General features: G+C 71.2%; 18 protein-coding genes. 11 read left to right on the top strand and 7 right to left on the bottom strand.

Translation table 11 applies throughout. The annotated features are described in order from the left end of the window. The first annotated feature begins 26 nt into the window (after positions 1-26). The 4 genes from RGE_RS07335 to RGE_RS07320 all read left to right on the top strand — a co-directional run bounded on the left by RGE_RS07335 (position 27) and on the right by RGE_RS07320 (position 4012). Positions 27-812, top strand: a complete 786-nt coding sequence (locus RGE_RS07335; protein WP_014427703.1) for a ferritin-like domain-containing protein — start codon at positions 27-29, stop codon at positions 810-812. After that, a complete protein-coding gene (locus RGE_RS07330) occupies positions 812-2308 on the top strand; it encodes a M81 family metallopeptidase (RefSeq protein WP_014427702.1) in 1497 nt (498 codons plus the stop codon). The genes RGE_RS07335 and RGE_RS07330 overlap by 1 nt, the downstream gene beginning before the upstream one ends. 81 nt (positions 2309-2389) lie before the next feature. After that, the gene (locus RGE_RS07325) at positions 2390-3247 is read left to right on the top strand and encodes a basic amino acid ABC transporter substrate-binding protein (RefSeq protein WP_014427701.1); all 858 of its coding nucleotides are present in this window, start codon (positions 2390-2392) and stop codon (positions 3245-3247) included. 12 nt (positions 3248-3259) lie between these two features. Then, on the top strand, positions 3260-4012 hold the full coding sequence (locus tag RGE_RS07320) for an amino acid ABC transporter permease (protein WP_014427700.1): 753 nt from the start codon (positions 3260-3262) through the stop codon (positions 4010-4012). A gap of 64 nt (positions 4013-4076) precedes the next feature. Here RGE_RS07320 and RGE_RS07315 read toward each other — a convergent pair whose 3' ends face one another. Further along, entirely contained in the window at positions 4077-4676 is a 600-nt protein-coding gene (locus RGE_RS07315) for a MarC family protein (RefSeq protein ID WP_014427699.1), read from the bottom strand. A gap of 198 nt (positions 4677-4874) precedes the next feature. Between RGE_RS07315 and RGE_RS07310 the strand changes: the two genes are divergently transcribed. After that, positions 4875-5819, top strand: coding sequence for a porin (locus RGE_RS07310; protein WP_014427698.1), 945 nt, complete (start codon positions 4875-4877; stop codon positions 5817-5819). A gap of 91 nt (positions 5820-5910) precedes the next feature. Here RGE_RS07310 and rocD read toward each other — a convergent pair whose 3' ends face one another. After that, a complete protein-coding gene (gene rocD / locus RGE_RS07305) occupies positions 5911-7143 on the bottom strand; it encodes an ornithine--oxo-acid transaminase (RefSeq protein WP_014427697.1) in 1233 nt (410 codons plus the stop codon). Positions 7144-7248: 105 nt separating this feature from the next. Between rocD and RGE_RS07300 the strand changes: the two genes are divergently transcribed. Beyond that, positions 7249-7716 carry an Lrp/AsnC family transcriptional regulator gene (locus RGE_RS07300; protein ID WP_043784926.1) on the top strand — a complete coding sequence of 156 codons (468 nt, stop codon included), beginning with the start codon at positions 7249-7251 and terminating at the stop codon, positions 7714-7716. A 3-nt stretch (positions 7717-7719) separates the two neighbouring features. Here RGE_RS07300 and xerD read toward each other — a convergent pair whose 3' ends face one another. Genes xerD through RGE_RS07285 form a run of 3 tightly spaced genes read right to left on the bottom strand, consistent with a single transcriptional unit; the run spans position 7720 to position 10265 of the window. Further along, positions 7720-8652 (bottom strand): site-specific tyrosine recombinase XerD, encoded by a 933-nt coding sequence (gene xerD, locus RGE_RS07295; RefSeq protein ID WP_014427695.1) that lies wholly within the window; start codon positions 8650-8652, stop codon positions 7720-7722. Further along, complete coding sequence (locus RGE_RS07290) at positions 8649-9617, bottom strand: tripartite tricarboxylate transporter substrate binding protein BugE (protein WP_014427694.1); 969 nt, start codon at positions 9615-9617, stop codon at positions 8649-8651. The genes xerD and RGE_RS07290 overlap by 4 nt, the downstream gene beginning before the upstream one ends. Positions 9618-9674: 57 nt before the next feature. Next, positions 9675-10265, bottom strand: coding sequence for a chalcone isomerase family protein (locus RGE_RS07285; protein ID WP_014427693.1), 591 nt, complete (start codon positions 10263-10265; stop codon positions 9675-9677). 87 nt (positions 10266-10352) lie between these two features. On the opposite strand from RGE_RS07285, the gene RGE_RS07280 reads away from it, so the two are divergent. Next, positions 10353-11255: an AEC family transporter gene (locus RGE_RS07280; RefSeq protein ID WP_014427692.1), complete on the top strand. Its 903-nt coding sequence runs from the start codon at positions 10353-10355 to the stop codon at positions 11253-11255. Here RGE_RS07280 and queG read toward each other — a convergent pair. Further along, complete coding sequence (gene queG, locus RGE_RS07275; RefSeq protein WP_014427691.1) at positions 11168-12328, bottom strand: tRNA epoxyqueuosine(34) reductase QueG; 1161 nt, start codon at positions 12326-12328, stop codon at positions 11168-11170. The two genes, RGE_RS07280 and queG, sit on opposite strands and share 88 nt — an antisense overlap. A gap of 24 nt (positions 12329-12352) precedes the next feature. Between queG and tsaE the strand changes: the two genes are divergently transcribed. Together tsaE and RGE_RS07265 are read left to right on the top strand one after the other, a co-directional pair. After that, complete coding sequence (gene tsaE / locus RGE_RS07270; RefSeq protein ID WP_014427690.1) at positions 12353-12796, top strand: tRNA (adenosine(37)-N6)-threonylcarbamoyltransferase complex ATPase subunit type 1 TsaE; 444 nt, start codon at positions 12353-12355, stop codon at positions 12794-12796. After that, positions 12793-14139: an N-acetylmuramoyl-L-alanine amidase gene (locus tag RGE_RS07265; protein WP_014427689.1), complete on the top strand. Its 1347-nt coding sequence runs from the start codon at positions 12793-12795 to the stop codon at positions 14137-14139. The genes tsaE and RGE_RS07265 overlap by 4 nt, the downstream gene beginning before the upstream one ends. A gap of 1 nt (position 14140) precedes the next feature. On the opposite strand, the gene RGE_RS07260 is transcribed toward RGE_RS07265, so the two are convergent. Next, positions 14141-14791, bottom strand: a complete 651-nt coding sequence (locus tag RGE_RS07260) for a DedA family protein (protein WP_014427688.1) — start codon at positions 14789-14791, stop codon at positions 14141-14143. 39 nt (positions 14792-14830) lie between these two features. Here RGE_RS07260 and RGE_RS07255 point away from each other — a divergent pair, with 39 nt between their 5' ends. Together RGE_RS07255 and RGE_RS24265 are read left to right on the top strand one after the other, a co-directional pair. Further along, the gene (locus tag RGE_RS07255) at positions 14831-16627 is read left to right on the top strand and encodes an ATP-binding protein (RefSeq protein ID WP_014427687.1); all 1797 of its coding nucleotides are present in this window, start codon (positions 14831-14833) and stop codon (positions 16625-16627) included. Next, the gene (locus RGE_RS24265) at positions 16618-16971 is read left to right on the top strand and encodes a hypothetical protein (RefSeq protein WP_158443085.1); all 354 of its coding nucleotides are present in this window, start codon (positions 16618-16620) and stop codon (positions 16969-16971) included. The genes RGE_RS07255 and RGE_RS24265 overlap by 10 nt, the downstream gene beginning before the upstream one ends. Positions 16972-16987 lie beyond the last annotated feature (16 nt).

Raw genomic sequence — 16987 nt, 5'->3', positions numbered from 1 at the left:
TCCAGGCAAAGGGGATAATTTTAAGGATGGAGCTGCGATCCGACGCGCTGCGGGCCTTGGCGCTCGCCGACCCCGAGGCCAAGGCCGCGGCGGCGCTGGCGCTGCACGCCGCCGCGCCGCAGGTCGACCCGCTGGCCGCGCTGCAGCCGCCGGCCGCCCTGCCCGGCCGCCCGCCGCGGCCGCGGCTCGTGCCGCCGGCGCAGGTGCCGCAGCGTTCCCCGTTCACGCCCGAAGGCCGTGCGGCCCTGCTGCACGCCATCGCGCACATCGAGTTCAACGCCATCAACCTCGCGCTCGACGCCTGCTGGCGCTTCGCCGGCCTGCCCGAGGACTTCTACCGCGACTGGCTGCGTGTGGCCGCCGAGGAGGCGCGCCACTTCCGCCTGCTGGCCGGGCACCTGGCGACGCTGGGCCACGCCTATGGCGACTTCGACGCCCACGACGGCTTGTGGGCGATGGCCGAGAAGACCGCCGCCGACCCGCTGGCGCGCATGGCGCTGGTGCCGCGCACGCTGGAAGCGCGCGGGCTGGACGTGACGCCGGGCATGCAGGCGCGGCTGGCCCAGGCCGGCGATGCACGCGCCGTCGAGATCCTCGACGTGATCCTCGCCGAGGAGATCGGCCACGTCGCGATCGGCAACCGCTGGTACCGCTGGCTCTGTGCACGCGACGGTCTGGAACCGCTGGCGACCTACGCCCGGCTGGCGGCGACGCACGGCGCGCCGCGGCTCAAGGGCCCGTTCAACACCGCGGCCCGGCGCGCCGCCGGCTTCGACGAGGCCGAACTCGCGGCGCTGGAGGCCGGCCGCTGATGCGAGTCTTCGTCGCCGGTTTCCAGCACGAGACCAACACCTTCGCGCCGACGAAAGCCGACTGGCCGGCCTTCCTCGCAGGCGACGCCTTCCCCGAGTTCACGCGCGGCGCGGCGATGCTCGAGCGCCTGGCACCGACCTCGCTGCCGATGGCCGGCTTCATCGCCGACGCGCACGAGCGCGGCTGGACGCTCGTGCCGTCGATCTGGGCCGGCGCCTCGCCTTCGGCCCAGGTCACGCGCGAGGCCTTCGAGCACATCGCCGCGATGCTGCTGGAGGACGCGCGCCAGGGCGGCTTCGACGCCGTCTACCTGGACCTGCACGGCGCCGCGGTCGCCGAGCACGTCGACGACTGCGAAGGCGAGTTGCTCGAACGCCTGCGCGCCGTCGTCGGCCCGACGCTGCCGCTGGTCGCCAGCCTGGACCTGCACGCCAACGTCGGCGCCCGGCTGCTGCGCCACGCCGACGCGCTGACGGTGTTCCGCACCTATCCGCACGTCGACATGGCCGAGACCGGCGCGCGTGCCGCCGGGCTGCTTGCCGAACGTGTCTCCGGCGGCGCCTTCGTCACGCGTTCGCGGCGCCTGCCCTTCCTGCTGCCGATCAACGCCCAGTGCACGCTCGTCGACCCGGCCGCCGGCGTGATGGCCGACCTGGCGACGCTGGAGGCCCAGAGCGGCGTGCACCTCGGCCTGGCTTTCGGCTTCCCGGCCGCCGACGTGCCCGAATGCGGGCCGGTGGTCTTCGGCCACGGCCGCGACGCCGAGGCCGTCGAGGCCAACGTGATGGCGCTGGCCGAGAACCTGATCGACGCGCGCGAGGACTTCGCCGTCTCGCTGCCCGACGCCGCCGAAGCGGTCGCCCAGGCGCTGCGCGCCGCGCGCCACGCCGAGCGGCCGCTGGTCATCGCCGACACCCAGGACAACCCCGGGGCCGGCGCCGACGCCAACACCACCGGTCTGCTGCGCGCGCTGCTCGATGCCGGTGCCGGGCGGCGCTTTCCCGGTGCGGTGGCGCTCGGACTGATGCACGACCCCGAGGCGGCGCGTGCCGCGCACGCCGCCGGCCTCGGCGCGACGCTTGCGCTGACGCTGGGCCGCAGCGTGCGCTGCGCCGACGGGCGCGACAGCGAGCCGCCGCTGCAGGCCAGCGCCACCGTGCTCGCGCTGCACGACGGCGAGGTCGCGCTGCACGGGCCGATGAGCGCCGGCAACACCGTGCACCTGGGGCCCAGCGCCTGCCTGGAGATCGACGGCGTGCGCGTGCTCGTCACCAGCGGCAAGGGCCAGCTGCTCGACGAGGCGCTGTGCCGCTTCCTCGGCGTCGAGCCCCGGGCGCTGAAATTGCTTGTCCTGAAGAGCTCGGTGCATTTCCGCGCCGCGTTCACGGCGATCGCCTCGCGCATCATCGTCGCGCTCGCGCCGGGTCCGATGCCCGCCGACCCGGCCGAGCTCCCGTGGACCCGACTGCCTCAGGACATCGCGCGCCGCCCTTGACCTGGACCGCGCTTCGTGCTGAAAAAAGCAGCGGACCCACGAGTACACTTCGCGGGCCTCAACCCTTCCTGTCCCAACCCCATGACCCAGATTACGACCCGTCGCTTCCTGCAGACGGCCGCGGTTCTCGCGGCCGGCATCGTGCTCGCCGCCTGCGGCAAGAAGGAGGAGCCGGCTCCGGTGGCCCCGGCGGCCTCGGCCCCGGCTCCGGCCCCGGCGCCCACCGTCTATGCGGTCGGCACCGACGCCGCCTACGCTCCGTTCGAGAGCCAGGACGAGAAGGGCGAGATCGTCGGCTTCGACATCGACGTGCTGAAGGCCATCGCCGCCAAGGCCGGCTTCGAGGTCAAGTTCATCAACACGCCGTGGGAAGGCATCTTCAACGCGCTCGGCCAGGGTGACCGCGACATCGTCGTCTCGGCCGTCACGATCACCGACGAGCGCAAGCAGACGCTGGACTTCAGCGAGCCGTATTTCGACGCCGCCCAGCTGATCGCCGTGCGCGACAACAGCAAGGTCGCCAAGTTCGCCGACCTGAAGAAGCTGAAGGTGGGCGTGCAGACCGGCACGACCGGCGACGAAGCGACCACCAAGCTGCTGGGCAAGACCAACACCAACATCAAGCGCTTCGAGTCCACGCCGCTGGCGCTGAAGGAACTGGAATCGGGCGGTGTCGACGCGGTCGTCGCCGACAACGGCGTCGTGATCCACCACGTCGCCAACAACCCGGGCGCCAAGTTCAAGACCATCAGCGACAAGGAGTTCGCGCCCGAGCATTACGGCATCGCCGTGAAGAAGGGCAACACCGCCCTGCTCGAGAAGATCAACCAGGGCCTGGCCGCGATCAAGGCCGACGGCACCTACGATCAGATCTACGCGAAGTACTTCGGCGCGGCGCCGGCCAAGGCTGAAGCGCCGGCCTCCGCCGCTTCGAACTAACCCGGATCGGCGATGGATCTTCGTTGGGAGATCCTCGCCGGCTATGGGCCGCTGTTCGTCAGCGGCCTGCTGATGACGATCCAGCTGACGCTGGTCGCCATCGGCGCCGGGTTGGTCCTGGGGGTGATGTTCGGCCTCGTCAGCAGTTCGGCCGACGCACCCCAACCGAAGTCTCCCCCGCTGGCCATGCTGTTGCGCGTGGCCCGCGGGATCACGCTCGCGTACGTCACGTTCTTCCGCGGCACGCCGCTGTTCGTGCAGATCCTGCTGGTGCACTTCGCGCTGATGCCGGCGCTGGTGCACCCGGACCATGGCCTGCTGATCTCCGGCGAGACGGCGCGCATGTTCCGCCAGGAGCACGGCGCCTTCCTGTCGGGCTGCGTCGCGCTGAGCCTGAACGCGGGGGCCTACATCAGCGAGATCTTCCGCGCCGGGATCCTGTCGATCCACCGCGGACAGACCCAGGCGGCCTACAGCGTCGGCCTCACGCATGCGCAGGCGATGCGCTACGTGATCCTGCCGCAGGCCTTCCGGCGCATGGTGCCGGCGCTGGTGAACGAAGGCGTCACGCTGATCAAGGACTCGTCGCTGGTGTCGGCGATCGGCCTCGCGGAGCTCGCCCTGGCGGCGCGCACGGTGGCCGGCGCGTACTCGCGCTACTGGGAACCCTACCTCGCGATCTCCGCGATGTACCTGGTGCTGACGCTGACGCTGTCGCTGCTGGCCAAGCGCCTTGAAGCGCCGGCGCATCTGCGCGGACGCTGAAGCCGCCTGCTCGGCGACAGGCCGGCCGCCCTTCGGGGCCGCCGGCCTTTTTCATGCCTGGCGATCAGTTGTCGAAGAAGTAGCGCTTCAGGCCGGCGAGGATCATCTCGATTGCCACCGCGGTCAGCACCAGACCCATCAGCTTCTCGATCGCCGCGACCATCGACGAGCCCAGCAGGTTGCGGATGCGGTCGGCGGCCAGCAGCACGATGCCCGAGACCAGCATCGCGGCGGTCAGGGCACCGAACCACTGCGCCATGTTGTCGGGCTGGCGCGAGGCCAGCAGCAGCACGGTGGCCATCGCCGACGGCCCGGCCAGCAGCGGCACCGCCAGCGGAAAGATGAAGGGCTCGCGGCCGCGCCCGTCGGCCGCGTAGACCTCGCCGCCGGTCGCGAAGATCATGCGGATCGCGATGATCAGCAGGATGACGCCGCCGGCGACCTCCAGCGAGCGCTCGGACAGCCGCATCAGCGACAGGAAGGCCTGCCCGCCGACCATGAAGGCGGCGAGCACGAGAAAGGCGATCGTCGCCTCCCGGATGGCGACGCGGCGGCGGCGCGCGGGATCGACGCCGCGCAGCACGGAGATGAAGATCGGCAGGCTGCCGAAGGGGTCCAGAACGAGCAGAAGCAGGACGAAAGCCGAGAGAAAGTCATGATCCATGGCGTCATTGTCGCCTCGGCCGGTGCCCGCCCCATGACGGTGCAGCTGTTGCGTGGAAGCCGCAGATCCCTGTCATGAGGCCGCCATATGACAGGGCTGCACCGGGTTTGCCCGAGGCTGGGCCGTAGACTTGCTGCGAACCCCGGAGACAGACTTCACGAAGAGCTCCTGGGGTCTAACGTAAAGGACGAAACGACTATGAAGCGCACCCTGATCGCTCTCGCGTGCCTGGCCTCGACGGCCGCGTTCGCGCAAAGCAATGTCACGATCTACGGCCGCCTGAACACCACGGTCGAATATCAGAAGAACATCGATTCGACCGACACGAAGACTGTTCTGCAGAACAACGCTTCGCGTCTGGGCTTCAAGGGCACGGAAGATCTGGGCGGCGGCATCAAGGCCCTGTTCCTGCTCGAGCACCGTTTCAACAGCGACACCGGCACGACGACCGGCGACTTCTGGTCCGGCGACGCCTACGTCGGCCTGCAGACCAACTACGGCACGATCCGCGCTGGCCGTATCACCAGCCCGGCCTACTACGCCACGGCTGACTACGTCAGCATGCACAACCACGACACCGGCACGTCGGAAGACAAGCTGTACGTCGCGGCCAGCTCGCCGAAGAACACCGTCGCCTACCTGACCCCGAGCTTCGGTGGCCTGACCGCTGAATTCGCCGCCTCCGCCGGCGAAGGCAACGACGCCGCCAAGTCGTGGCAAGCCGCCGTCAACTACGACGCCGGTGCGCTGCACCTGGGCGCCGGCTACGACGAGAACGACCCGGGCGACAAGCAGTTCGCGATCCGCGCGCTGTACGAAATGGGCGCCTTCACCTTCGGCGGCTACTACCAGCTGGCCGACAGCGTCGACCTCGGCAAGCGCAACTCGGTGCGTGCCTCGGCCATGTACACGCTGGGCGCCAGCGAGTTCCACGTCAACGTCGGCTGGGCCGACGACTGGGACGACCTGAGCAAGAGCGGCGCGCTGCAATACACGGTGGGCTACAACTACAACCTGTCGAAGCGCACCAAGGTGTACGCGTTCTACACGGCCGTCGAAAACGACAGCAACGCCGCCTACGGCACCGCCTTCACCGGCAAGGACCCGAGCTCCTTCGCGGTCGGCGTGCGCCACAACTTCTGATCGGTTTCCAACCGACAGCAAAAAGCCGGTCGCAAGACCGGCTTTTTTTATGCCGGCTCGCGGCGCGATGCCGCGAGCCGGCCGCCCCGGATCAACCGCCGCAGGCCTTCAGTGCACGCGCGAAGGCGGCCACGGCGAAGTCGATCTGCGGCGCGTCGACGATCAGCGGCGGCGCCAGGCGCACGACCGTGCCGTGCGTGTCCTTGGTCAGCACGCCCTCGGCCATCAGCGCCTCGCAGACAGCACGCGCCGACGCGAAGTCCGGCGCCAGTTCGACGCCGACCAGCAGACCGCGACCACGAACCTCGGCCACGGCCGGATGGCCCAGCGCCTTCAGTGCGCCGATCAGGCGCTCGCCCATTGCCGCCGCGCGCTCGGCCAGTTGCTCGCGTTCGAGCAGGTCCAGCGCCGCCAGGCCGACCGCCGCTGCCAGCGGGTTGCCGCCGAAGGTGCTGCCGTGGTCGCCCGGCGTGAACTGCGCCATCACGTCCTCGCGCGCGAGGAAGGCGCTGACCGGCAGCAGGCCGCCGCCGAGCGCCTTGCCCAGCGTCAGGCCGTCCGGCACGACCTCTTCATGGTCGACGGCCAGACGGCGGCCAGTGCGGCCGAGCCCGGTCTGGATCTCGTCGCAGATCAGCAGCACGTTGCGGCGCGTGCAGAGCTCGCGCGCGGCGCGCAGATAACCCGGTGGCGGCACGACGATGCCGGCTTCGCCCTGGATCGGCTCGAGCAGCACGGCGCAGGTGTGCTCGCCGATCGCCGCCTCCAGCGCCGCGACGTCGCCGAATGGCACGCTGTCGAACCCGGGCGCGAACGGGCCGAAGCCGTCGCGGTACTGGGCTTCGCTAGAGAAGCCGACGATGGTCGTCGTGCGGCCGGCGAAGTTGCCGGCGGCGACGACGATGCGCGCCTGGCCGTCCGGGATGCGCTTGACCTTGTAGCCCCATTTGCGCGCCGCCTTCAGCGCCGTCTCGACGGCCTCGGCGCCGCTGTTCATCGGCAGCGCGCGGTCCATGCCGGTCAGCGTGCACAGGCGCTCCAGGAACGGCCCCAGGCGATCGGTATGGAACGCACGCGAGGTCACCGCCAGCCGCGAGGCCTGCTCGGTCAAGGCGGCCACGAGTTCCGGATGGCCGTGGCCGAAGCTGACCGCCGAGTACGCGCTCATCATGTCCAGGTAGCGCCGCCCTTCGGTGTCGCGCAGCCAGACGCCTTCGCCGCGGGTCAGCACGACCGGCAGCGGGTGGTAGTTGTGCGCGCCGTAACGCGCCTCGAGTTCGATCGGCGAAAGCCGGGTCGCGGTGGGGTGCAGACGGTCGTTCATACCCACACTGTGCCCAAGCGGCGAGGAAATGTGCTTTCCAGATGCTGCGCGGTTCCGCCGTTTCGGTGCAATATTCTTTCTCCGAAACGACGGATGGAACGTGCCGTGAACGAGCTTGACGCCATCGACCGCAAGATCGTCGCCGAACTGCAGCGCGACGGCCGCGTCTCCAACGTCGAACTTGCGGCGCGGGTGCACCTGTCGGCGCCGCAGTGCCTGCGGCGCACGCGCGCGCTGGAGGAGCGCGGCGTGCTGCGCGGCTACGGCGCGCGTGTCGAGCCGGCCGCCCTGGGCTTAGGCGTCACCGCTTTCGTGAGCCTGAACATCCACGGCGGCGCTTTCGACCGCGTGCGCGACATCGAGGCCCGCATCCGCGACTTCCCGCAGATCCTGGAGTGCCACACCGTCAGCGGCGACTACGACTACCTGCTGAAGGTCGTCGCACGCGACCTGAAGGCGCTGTCGCAGTTCCTGACCGACCGCGTGATGCAGATCCCCGGCGTCGACGACGTGCGCTCGATGATCTGCCTGGAAGAGATCAAGCCGCAGGCGCCGCTGCCGACCGACGGCTGAGCGTCAGCCGCGCGGATGGTGGCGGGCATGCAGCAGCCGCAGCCGCTCGCGCGCGACGTGGGTGTAGATCGTCGTCGTGCCGATGTCGGCGTGGCCCAGCAGCATCTGCACCGCACGCAGGTCGGCGCCGTGGTTCAGCAGATGGGTCGCGAAGGCGTGGCGCAGCGTGTGCGGCGACAGCGGCACCAGGATCTCGGCGTCGCGCGCGTACTTTTTCACCAGCAGCCAGAAGGCCTGGCGCGTCATCGCGCCGCCGCGCGCGGTGACGAAGAGCGCGTCGCTGGCCTGGCCGCCGAGGATCGCCGCGCGTGCCTCGCCCAGGTAGCGCAGCAGCCAGCCGTGCGCCTCCTCGCCGAACGGCACGATGCGCTCCTTGGAGCCTTTGCCGACGACCCGCAGCACGCCTTCGGCCAGCCCCAGGTGCACGCTCTTCAGGCCGACGAGTTCGCTGACGCGCAGCCCGCTGGCGTACATCAGCTCCAGCATCGCGCGGTCGCGCAGGCCGAGCGCGGTGTCGGTCTCGGGCGCGGCCAGCAGCGACTCGACCTGGCGTTCGCTGAGGCTCTTGGGCACACGCAGCGGCTGGCGCGCCGACTGCAGGCGCAGCGTCGGGTCGGCGGCGACCAGGTGCTCGCGCAGCGCCCAGCGGAAGTAGCGCTTGAAGACGGTCAGCCGGCGGTTGGCCGTCGTCGCGCGCGTCGCCGCGTGGCGCTCGGCGATGTAGGCCAGCAGATCGGCCTCGCGGCTGTCGTCCAGGCGCTTGCCCTGGCGGCGCGCCAGCCAGCCGGCGTACAGCTCCAGGTCGCGCCGGTAGGCGGCCAGCGTCAGCGGCGCCAGCCCGTCCTCGATCCACAGCGCGTCGACGAAACGGTCGATCGAGGCGGCGCTGGCGCCGGCCTCGGTGGCGGCCGGCGCGTCGACGGTCTGCGGGCTCACTCCAGCGACAGCTTGGCCGTCTGCACGACCTTCTTGTAGACCTCGTACTCCGACTTGATCTGCTCGCCGAACTCCTTGGGCGTGTTGGCGACGATCAGCGAGCCGGTGTCCTCGATGCGCTTCTTCACCTCGGGCAGCATGACCGTCGTCTTGACCGCGGCGTGGATCTTGTCGACGACCTCCTTGGGCAGGTTCTTGGGCCCGTAGACGCCGTAGAAGGCCATGCGGTTCACCGGCTCCAGGCCGACTTCCTTGAAGGTCGGCACGTTGGGCAGCACCGCCAGGCGCTGCGGCGCGGCGACGACGATCGCGATCAGCCGGCCGTCCTTGATGAACGGCAGCGCCGACGGCAGGTTGTCGAACATGATCTGCACCTGCCCGGCCACCGTGTCGTTGAGCGCCGGGCCGGCACCGCGGTACGGGATGTGGGTGATGAAGACGCCGGCCAGGCTCTTGAAGAGCTCGGTCTGCAGGTGGCCGATGCCGCCGGTGCCCGAGCTGGCGTAGCTGTACTTGCCCGGGTTCTTCTTGAGCTCGGCCATGAAGCCCTTGTAGTCGCGCGCCGGGAAGCTCGGGTGCACGACGATGACGTTGGGCGTGGCGGCGATGTTGATGATCGGCGTGAAGTCGGTCAGCGGGTTGTACGGCACCTTCGGGTTGATCGCCGGGTTGGAGGCCACCGTCGACACCGTGGCGACGCCGAGCGAATAACCGTCGGCCGCGGTCTTGGCGGTGTCGTTGGCACCGACGATGCCGCCGCCGCCGGCCTTGTTCTCCACGACCATCGTCTGGCCCAGCGCCGGCGTGATCTTGTCAGCCACGGTGCGCGCGATGATGTCCGTCGTGCCGCCCGGCGCGAAGGGCACGACCAGCTTCACCGGCTTGGTCGGGTAGCCCTGGGCCCAGGCGGCCAGCGGTGCGGCCAGGCAGGCGAGGAACAGCGCGGTCAGCGATCGTCTCTTCATGCGGGCAGTCTCCATTCGTGGTGGGTGGGAACGGGGTCTGCCGCCGATTGTGGGTGATCAGCTCTTCGGCTGTCCGAGCAATCCGGCCTTCAGCCGCTCGTCCACGGGGCGGTCGCCGAGAAAGATGCGCAGCACGGCCGCGTAGAGGTCCTCGCCCGGCAGGTCGGCGCCACCCGGCTTGCCATTCATCGAGAACACCAGGCCCCGCCCGGGCAGGTAGTCCAGGTTCACGACATCGCCCTTCTTCACCTGCTTGGCGGCCATCACCTGGGCGTCTAACGCGGCCTGGCGCTGCGCCAGCGCGGGCTGCTGCGCCGCCGGCGTGTTGCGGCGGAAGCCCTTGTCGATCGCCTTGACGAACTCCTTGGCCGGCGCGGTCTGCAGCATGCGCAGCTGCAGCCGCTTGGCGCCGGGCGTGGCCACCACCTGGTCGGGCGTGTTCGCGCGCTTGGACAGGTAGAGCGCCGCGGCATAGCCGTCGAGCCAGGCGACCGAACGCGTGCCGACGCCGTTGAGCACCAGCTCGGCGTTGCCGACTTTCATGGTCGCCGGAAAAGTCTGGCCGGCGATCGTCATCTGGGCCACGGCCGGGCGGGCGAGCAGCAGGCCGGCGGCAGCGGCCAGCACGAGTTGGCGTCGATCGATCATCGTCGTTTCCATCGGGGAAGGCGGCCCGTTGTACAACGCAGCCGCAAGCCCCGCCGCCGACCGGGGCGCTGGCACACTGCGCCTCCGATGCCCGACCTGCTGCTGCTCGCCCCCGATTTCCTGCTCATCGTCGCCGGCTACCTGATCTGCCGCCACACGCCGCTCGGGCGCGGCGTCTGGGACGGTGCCGAGCGCCTCGTCTACTACGTGCTGTTCCCGGCGCTGCTGTTCGGCAGCATCGTGCGCGAGCCGCTGTCGCTGGGTGCGATGCTGCCGCTGGCCGGCAGCGGGCTGGCCGTCGTCGCCGCCGGCATCGTGCTGGCCTACGCGCTGGCGCACGCGCCCGGCGTCGACGCGCGGCTGCACGCCTCGGGCGCGCAGACGGCCTTCCGCTTCAACTCCTACGTCGGCCTGGCGGTCGCGGCGCGCATCGCCGGCGCCGACGGCGTGGCCTGGACGGCGCTGCTGGTGTCGCTGTGCGTACCGCTGTGCAACATCGCCGCGGTCTGGCCGCTGGCGCGCCACGGCGGCCACGGTTATGCCCGCGAGCTGGTGCGCAACCCGCTGATCCTGGCGACGGCCTCGGGGCTGGTGTTCAACCTGCTGGGGCTCCGGCTGCCCGAGCTGCTGTCCGGCGCGCTGAGCCGCGTCGGCTCGGCAGCGGTGCCGATCGGGCTGATGGCGGTCGGCGCCGGGCTGCAGTTCGGCGCCCTGCGCGAAGCGCCCCGGCTGGCCGCGGCGCTGCTGGCGATCCGCCATCTGGCGTTGCCGGCGCTGGCGCTGGCGCTGGTGATCACGCTGGACCTGCCGCCGGGCCAGCAGGCCATCGTCGTCGCCTTCGCCGCCCTGCCCACCGCGTCCAGCGCCTACGTGCTGGCGACGCGCATGGGCGGGCACGGCGGCTACGTCGCCGGCCTGGTGACGCTGTCGACGCTGGTCGCGATGGCCGGGCTGCCGCTGGCGCTGGCGGCGCTGGCCGCGCTGCGCTGAGCCAGCGCCCAGTCGACGTGCTCGGCGACGATTTCGCCGGCGGCGTCGCGCCCGGCGGCCAGTGCCGCGGCCAGCGCCGGGTCGTCGGCGGCGCGCAGGCTGTTGCCGGCGGCCACCGCCAGGTTGCGCCGCCAGCGTCGCCAGCCGATGCGGCGGATCGGGCTGCCTTCGGTGCGCTTCAGGAACTCGGTCTCGGTCCAGGCCCACAGCGAGAGCAGCGACGGCGCCGCCAGCTCGGGCCGCCAGTCGAAGTCGGGCACGGTCGCACGGCGCGCGTACTTGTTCCACGGGCAGGCCGTCTGGCAGTCGTCGCAGCCGTAGACACGCAGGCCGAGCGCCGGCCGCAGCTCGACGGGAACAGGGTCGTCGGTCTCGATCGTCAGATAGCTGATGCAGCGCCGCGCGTCGACGCGGTAGGGCGCGACGATGGCCTGCGTCGGGCAGGCGTCCAGGCAGGCCGTGCAGCTGCCGCAGTGCGGCGCCTCGGGCGCGGTGACCGGCAGCGCCAGGTCGACGTAGATCTCGCCGAGGAAGAAGGTGGAGCCGGCTTCGCGCGACAGCGTCAGCGTGTGCTTGCCGCGCCAGCCGATGCCGCTGCGCGAGGCGAGCTCGACCTCCAGCACCGGCGCCGAATCGACGAAGACGCGGTGGCCGAAGGGCCCGATCTCGGCCGCCAGCCGGTCGGCCAGGCGCTGCAGCCGGGTGCGCAGCACCTTGTGATAGTCGCGGCCGCGGGCGTAGACCGAGACCACGGCCTCGCCGGGTGTCGCGAGGCGGCGCCGTTCGGCATCGCGCCAGTCTTCGGCCAGGTCGCGCGGCAAGTAGTCCATGCGCGCGGTGATCACGCGCACCGTGCCCGGCACCAGTTCGGCCGGCCGCGCACGCTTCAACCCATGCGCCGCCATGTAGGCCATCGAGCCGTGGAAACCGGCCTCCAGCCAGGCCAGCAGGCCCGGTTCGGCGGATGCCAGGTCGATGTCGGCCACGCCGATCTGGGAGAATCCCACCTCATGCGCCCAGGTCCGCAGTCGTGCGAGCACGGAGGGCCCGTCGACGTGTCGTTCGGTTCGCATCCGACGATTCTAGAGAGCCGCCTCGTGGCCTGGCCTGACGAGGCCGCTTGTGCCGCCTGGGCCGCCGCGCTCGCCGCCCGGCCCGAACTCCGCGACGCCTACCTCGAACTCGATGGCCCGCTCGGCGCGGGCAAGACCACATTCGTGCGCCACCTGCTGCGCGCGCTCGGCGTCGCCGGGCGCATCAAGAGCCCCACCTACGCCGTCGTCGAGCCCTACGTCCTGCCGGACGGGCTGACGGTCTCGCACTTCGACTTCTACCGTTTCGACGACCCACGCGAGTGGGAGGACGCCGGGTTCCGCGACGTCTTCGCGCGCCCCGGCCTGAAGATCGCCGAATGGCCCGAGAAGGCGCGTGCCGTGCTGCCGCCGCCCGACCTGCGGCTGGCGATCGCGCCGCAGGACGACGATCGCCGCCTCGTCACCGTCGAGGCCTGCACCGCGCGCGGCCGCGCCTTGCTGGCATGAAGCGCCGCCAGCTCCTCGCCGGCGCCGGCCAGCTCGTGCTGCTGCTGGGTGCCCCGCAGATCGCCTGGGGCGCCGGCATCGTCGCGGTGCGTGTCTGGCCGGCGGCCGACTACACGCGCATGACGATCGAGTCCGACGGCGCGCTCGTCGCCCGGCACTTCGTCACCCAGGCCCCCGACCGCCTGGTCATCGACCTGGACGGCCTGGAACTCAGCCCGATGCTGCGCGACATCGTCGGCAAGGTCCGCCCCGACGACCCGTACATCGCCGGCGTGCGCGTCGGCCAGTTCCAGGCGCGTGTCGTGCGCTTGGTGCTCGACCTGAAGCAGCCGGTGGTGCCGCAGCAGTTCACGCTGGCGCCGGTGGCCGCCTACCAGCACCGGCTGGTGTTCGACCTCTACCCCAAGGCCGAGACCGACCCGCTGCTGGCGCTGATCCGCGAGAAGGAAGCCGCCGAACGCGAAGCCGCCAAGGCGGTGGAAGACGCGCTCGGCGAGCTGATCGCACGCGTCGACAAACCCGGCCTGCCGCAGCCGACCCGGCCCAAGCCGACGGTGCCGGTGCCGCCGCTGCAGACCCCGGCGCCCGAGAAGGAGACGCCGCCGACCGACGCCGAGCGCCGCCGCGTCGACCGATTGATCATCGTCGCGCTGGACCCCGGCCACGGCGGCGAGGACCCGGGCGCGATCGGCCCGACCGGGCTGCGCGAGAAGGACGTCGTGCTCGCCGTCGGCCTGGCGCTGCGCGAGAAGCTCAACGCCGTGCCCGGCATGCGCGTGATGATGACGCGCGACGCCGACTTCTTCGTGCCGCTGCACGAGCGCGTGCGCAAGGCCCAGCGCGTGCAGGCCGACCTGTTCGTGTCGATCCACGCCGACGCCTTCATGCGCCCCGAGGCGCGCGGGGCCAGCGTCTTCGCGCTGTCGACCAAGGGCGCGTCCAGCGCCGCCGCGCGCTGGATGGCGCAGCGCGAGAACGCCGCCGACCAGATCGGCGGCGTCAACGTCGCCAACGTGCGCGACGCCCAGGTGCGCCAGGCGCTGCTGGACATGAGCACGACGGCGCAGATCAAGGACAGCCTGAAGCTCGGCCGCGAAGTGCTGTCGCGGCTGGACCGCGTCGGCCGGCTGCACAAGCGCGACGTCGAGCAGGCCGGCTTCGCGGTGCTGAAGGCGCCGGACATCCCTTCGATCCTCGTCGAGACGGCCTTCATCTCGAACCCCGAGGAAGAAGGCCTGCTGCGCGAGGCCGACTACCGCGATCGCCTCGTCGACGCGCTGGCCACCGGCATACGCCGCTACTTCGCGAAGAACCCGCCGCTGGCGCGGCAGCGCACGCTCTGATTCAGGCCGCCTCGGGCCCCGCGCCCCGCGCCTTCCAGGCGCCGTAGAGCACGAACAGCCCGGGCACCAGGATCATCGACCAGATGATGGTGCTGAGGTTCTGCTTGACCCAGGGCAGGTTGCCGAACAGGTAGCCGGCGGTCGTCAGGCCGCCGATCCACAGCACCGCGCCGGTGACGTCGAACAGCGTGAACTTGCTGCGCGTCATCTGCGCGACGCCGGCGACGAAGGGCGCGAAGGTGCGCACGAAGGGCATGAAGCGCCCGGCGATCAGCGTAAATCCGCCGTAACGTTCGTAAAACGCGTGGGTGCGATCGAAAGCACTGCGATTGAAGAATCTCGACTGGTTCCAGCCGAACACACGCGGCCCGAGCGTGCGCCCGATCGTGTAGTTGCACTGGTTGCCCAGCACCGCCGCGGCGATCAGCAGCGCCATCGACAGCGGCAGGTTCATCAGCCCCACGCCACAGAGGGCGCCGACGACGAACAGCAGCGAGTCGCCGGGCAGGAAAGGCATCACCACGACGCCGGTCTCGACGAAGATCACCGCGAACAGCAGCGCGTAGACCCAGGTGCCGTAGTCCTGGACGAACGCCGACAGATGCAGATCGACATGGAGAACGAAGTCGATCAACCAATGCACGAGTTCCATGGCACGGGATTATCGACGGCTGGTTATGCTCGCTCCCGGATGGGAATCGAAATACAGCCGTCGACGGACATCGACAGCGCCGTTCGCCGCAGGCTGCTGCACACGGCGCTTCGCAACGCCACCCGCAGCGTCTGGATGCTGCTGGTGGCGATGCTGCTGGTGGCCGTACTGGGCTGGCTGGCCCAGCGCCCGCTGGCCGGCGCGCTGGCCGCCGCCGTCGGCGGCGTCGCGGCGCTGATGCGGCACTGGCTCGAACGCCGCCACGCCGAGCGCCCGCCCGAGACCGGGGCCGAGATGGCACGCGTCGTGCGCTGGCTCGACGCCACCGCCATCGCCGTCGGGCTGATGTGGGCGGTCTGCACCTTCGCCGTCTACCCCGCGCTCGGCGAGACGGCACGCACGCTGTACCTGGTGATGGTCTGCGGCTCGATCGCCTACTCGGCGCAGTTCATGGCCATGGCCGGGCGTTCCTTCGCCTGGCTGACGGCGCTGCAGGTCGGCGCGATCGTCGTCGTCAGCCTGGTGCTGGAGCCGGTGCGCTCGATCCCGCTGGCCGTCATCGCGCCGCTGTACGGGCTGGCGATGCTCAACGCCGCGCGCGAGCTGCGCACGACGATCACCGAGTCGCTGCGCCGCGGCCTGGAGGCCGAGGCCGTCAACGCCTCGCTGCAGCGCGCCAAGCAGGCCGCCGACGCCGCGAGCATCGCCAAGTCGCAGTTCCTGGCGACGATGAGCCACGAGATGCGCACGCCGATGAACGGCATCCTCGGCGCACTGGACCTGATGCGCGAGACGCCGCTGGACAAGCGCCAGCGCTCGCTGGTGCGCACCGCGGTCGCCTCGGGCGAGTCGCTGCTGTGCATCATCGACGACGTGCTCGACCATTCGACGATCGAGTCCGGCAAGCTCAAGCTCGACCCGGGGCCGATGTCGCTGCACGCCGTCGCCGCCTCGGCCGCGGCGCTGCTGCGCTCGACCGCCGAGCAGCGCCGGCTGACGGTGGACCTGCAGATCCAGCCCGAGGTGCCCGACGCCGTCATCGGCGACGCCTCGCGGCTCAAGCAGGTGCTGCTCAACCTGATCGGCAACGGCATCAAGTTCACCGAGCGCGGTGGCGTCAGCCTGAGGCTGGCGCGTGCGCCGGCGCCGCCGGGGCTGTGCGGCGTGCGCTTCGAGGTCGTCGACACCGGCATCGGCATTCCGCCGCTGGCCGTGCCCAAGCTCTTCCAGCCCTTCTCGCAGGTCGACGCGACCCGCAGCCGCAGCCACGGCGGCACCGGGCTGGGGCTGTCGATCAGCCAGCGCATCGTCGAGGCGATGGGCGGGCGCATCACGGTCGAGAGCGCCGAACGCCAGGGCTCGCGCTTCATGTTCACGCTGGCGCTGCCGCCGGCGCCCGACCCGGTGCCGATGGCCCCGCCGCCGCTGGACTCGGGGCTGATGCCGCTGGACGCCGCGCCGGCGCTGCAGGGGCGCGTGCTGCTGGTCGAGGACAACCCGGTGAACAGGCTGATCGCCGCCGAGATGCTGAAGTCCTTCGGCCTGGACGTCGTCGAGGCCGAGGACGGCCAGCAGGCGCTGGCGCGCATCGACGGCCAGCACTTCGACCTGGTGCTGATGGACATCCAGATGCCGGTGCTCGACGGCTACGCCGCGACGCAGCGCATCCGCGAACGCGAAGCCCGGCTGCGCACGGCGCGCGTGCCGATCGTCGCGCTGACGGCCAACGCCTTCGACGAGGACGCGGCGCTGTCGCTGGCCGCCGGCATGGACGCGCACCTGTCCAAGCCCTACACGCGCGAGCAGCTGCGCGCGCTGCTGGCGCAATGGCTGTGAGACGCGTGCCGCTGGCCCGGCGCCTGCTCGCCCTGCTGCTGGTGCTGACGCTGGCCTGGGCCGGCGCGGCGACGCAGGGCGACGTCTTCGCCGCCACCGGGCACGACGGCGTCGCCGCGGTCCCGGCCGGGGCCGGCGACGACGGCAGCGTCGAGGACCACCACCTCGACGACGCCCCGGCCCAGTCGGCCTGGGGCGGCGACCTGCCGGCCGCCGACGTGCTGATCGCCGCCACGCCGGCCCTGGCGCCGGCGGACCTCCGCGTGCGGCGCGTGCCGCCACCCGCCGGCGCACGCCGCCCCGACGCGCCGCAGGCCGGCCGCTTCAGGCCGCCTCGCGGCTGACACCCCGCGTCCGCCG

The organism is Rubrivivax gelatinosus IL144, assembly GCF_000284255.1.
Classification (GTDB): domain Bacteria; phylum Pseudomonadota; class Gammaproteobacteria; order Burkholderiales; family Burkholderiaceae_C; genus Rubrivivax; species Rubrivivax gelatinosus_A.
This window is presented reverse-complemented; position numbering and strand designations above follow the sequence as displayed.

What these genes read in the sequence shown, in the direction of transcription:
- RGE_RS07325 (WP_014427701.1), top strand. Translation starts at nt 2,390, where the DNA reads ATGACCCAGATTACGACCCGTCGCTTCCTGCAGACGGCCGCGGTTCTC.
- RGE_RS07265 (WP_014427689.1), top strand. Translation starts at nt 12,793, where the DNA reads ATGAAGCGCCGCCAGCTCCTCGCCGGCGCCGGCCAGCTCGTGCTGCTG.
- RGE_RS07310 (WP_014427698.1), top strand. Translation starts at nt 4,875, where the DNA reads ATGAAGCGCACCCTGATCGCTCTCGCGTGCCTGGCCTCGACGGCCGCG.
- RGE_RS24265 (WP_158443085.1), top strand. Translation starts at nt 16,618, where the DNA reads ATGGCTGTGAGACGCGTGCCGCTGGCCCGGCGCCTGCTCGCCCTGCTG.
- RGE_RS07255 (WP_014427687.1), top strand. Translation starts at nt 14,831, where the DNA reads ATGGGAATCGAAATACAGCCGTCGACGGACATCGACAGCGCCGTTCGC.
- RGE_RS07280 (WP_014427692.1), top strand. Translation starts at nt 10,353, where the DNA reads ATGCCCGACCTGCTGCTGCTCGCCCCCGATTTCCTGCTCATCGTCGCC.
- queG (WP_014427691.1), bottom strand. Translation starts at nt 12,328, where the DNA reads ATGCGAACCGAACGACACGTCGACGGGCCCTCCGTGCTCGCACGACTG.
- RGE_RS07335 (WP_014427703.1), top strand. Translation starts at nt 27, where the DNA reads ATGGAGCTGCGATCCGACGCGCTGCGGGCCTTGGCGCTCGCCGACCCC.
- RGE_RS07330 (WP_014427702.1), top strand. Translation starts at nt 812, where the DNA reads ATGCGAGTCTTCGTCGCCGGTTTCCAGCACGAGACCAACACCTTCGCG.
- RGE_RS07320 (WP_014427700.1), top strand. Translation starts at nt 3,260, where the DNA reads ATGGATCTTCGTTGGGAGATCCTCGCCGGCTATGGGCCGCTGTTCGTC.
- RGE_RS07260 (WP_014427688.1), bottom strand. Translation starts at nt 14,791, where the DNA reads ATGGAACTCGTGCATTGGTTGATCGACTTCGTTCTCCATGTCGATCTG.
- RGE_RS07290 (WP_014427694.1), bottom strand. Translation starts at nt 9,617, where the DNA reads ATGAAGAGACGATCGCTGACCGCGCTGTTCCTCGCCTGCCTGGCCGCA.
- rocD (WP_014427697.1), bottom strand. Translation starts at nt 7,143, where the DNA reads ATGAACGACCGTCTGCACCCCACCGCGACCCGGCTTTCGCCGATCGAA.
- RGE_RS07315 (WP_014427699.1), bottom strand. Translation starts at nt 4,676, where the DNA reads ATGGATCATGACTTTCTCTCGGCTTTCGTCCTGCTTCTGCTCGTTCTG.
- RGE_RS07285 (WP_014427693.1), bottom strand. Translation starts at nt 10,265, where the DNA reads ATGATCGATCGACGCCAACTCGTGCTGGCCGCTGCCGCCGGCCTGCTG.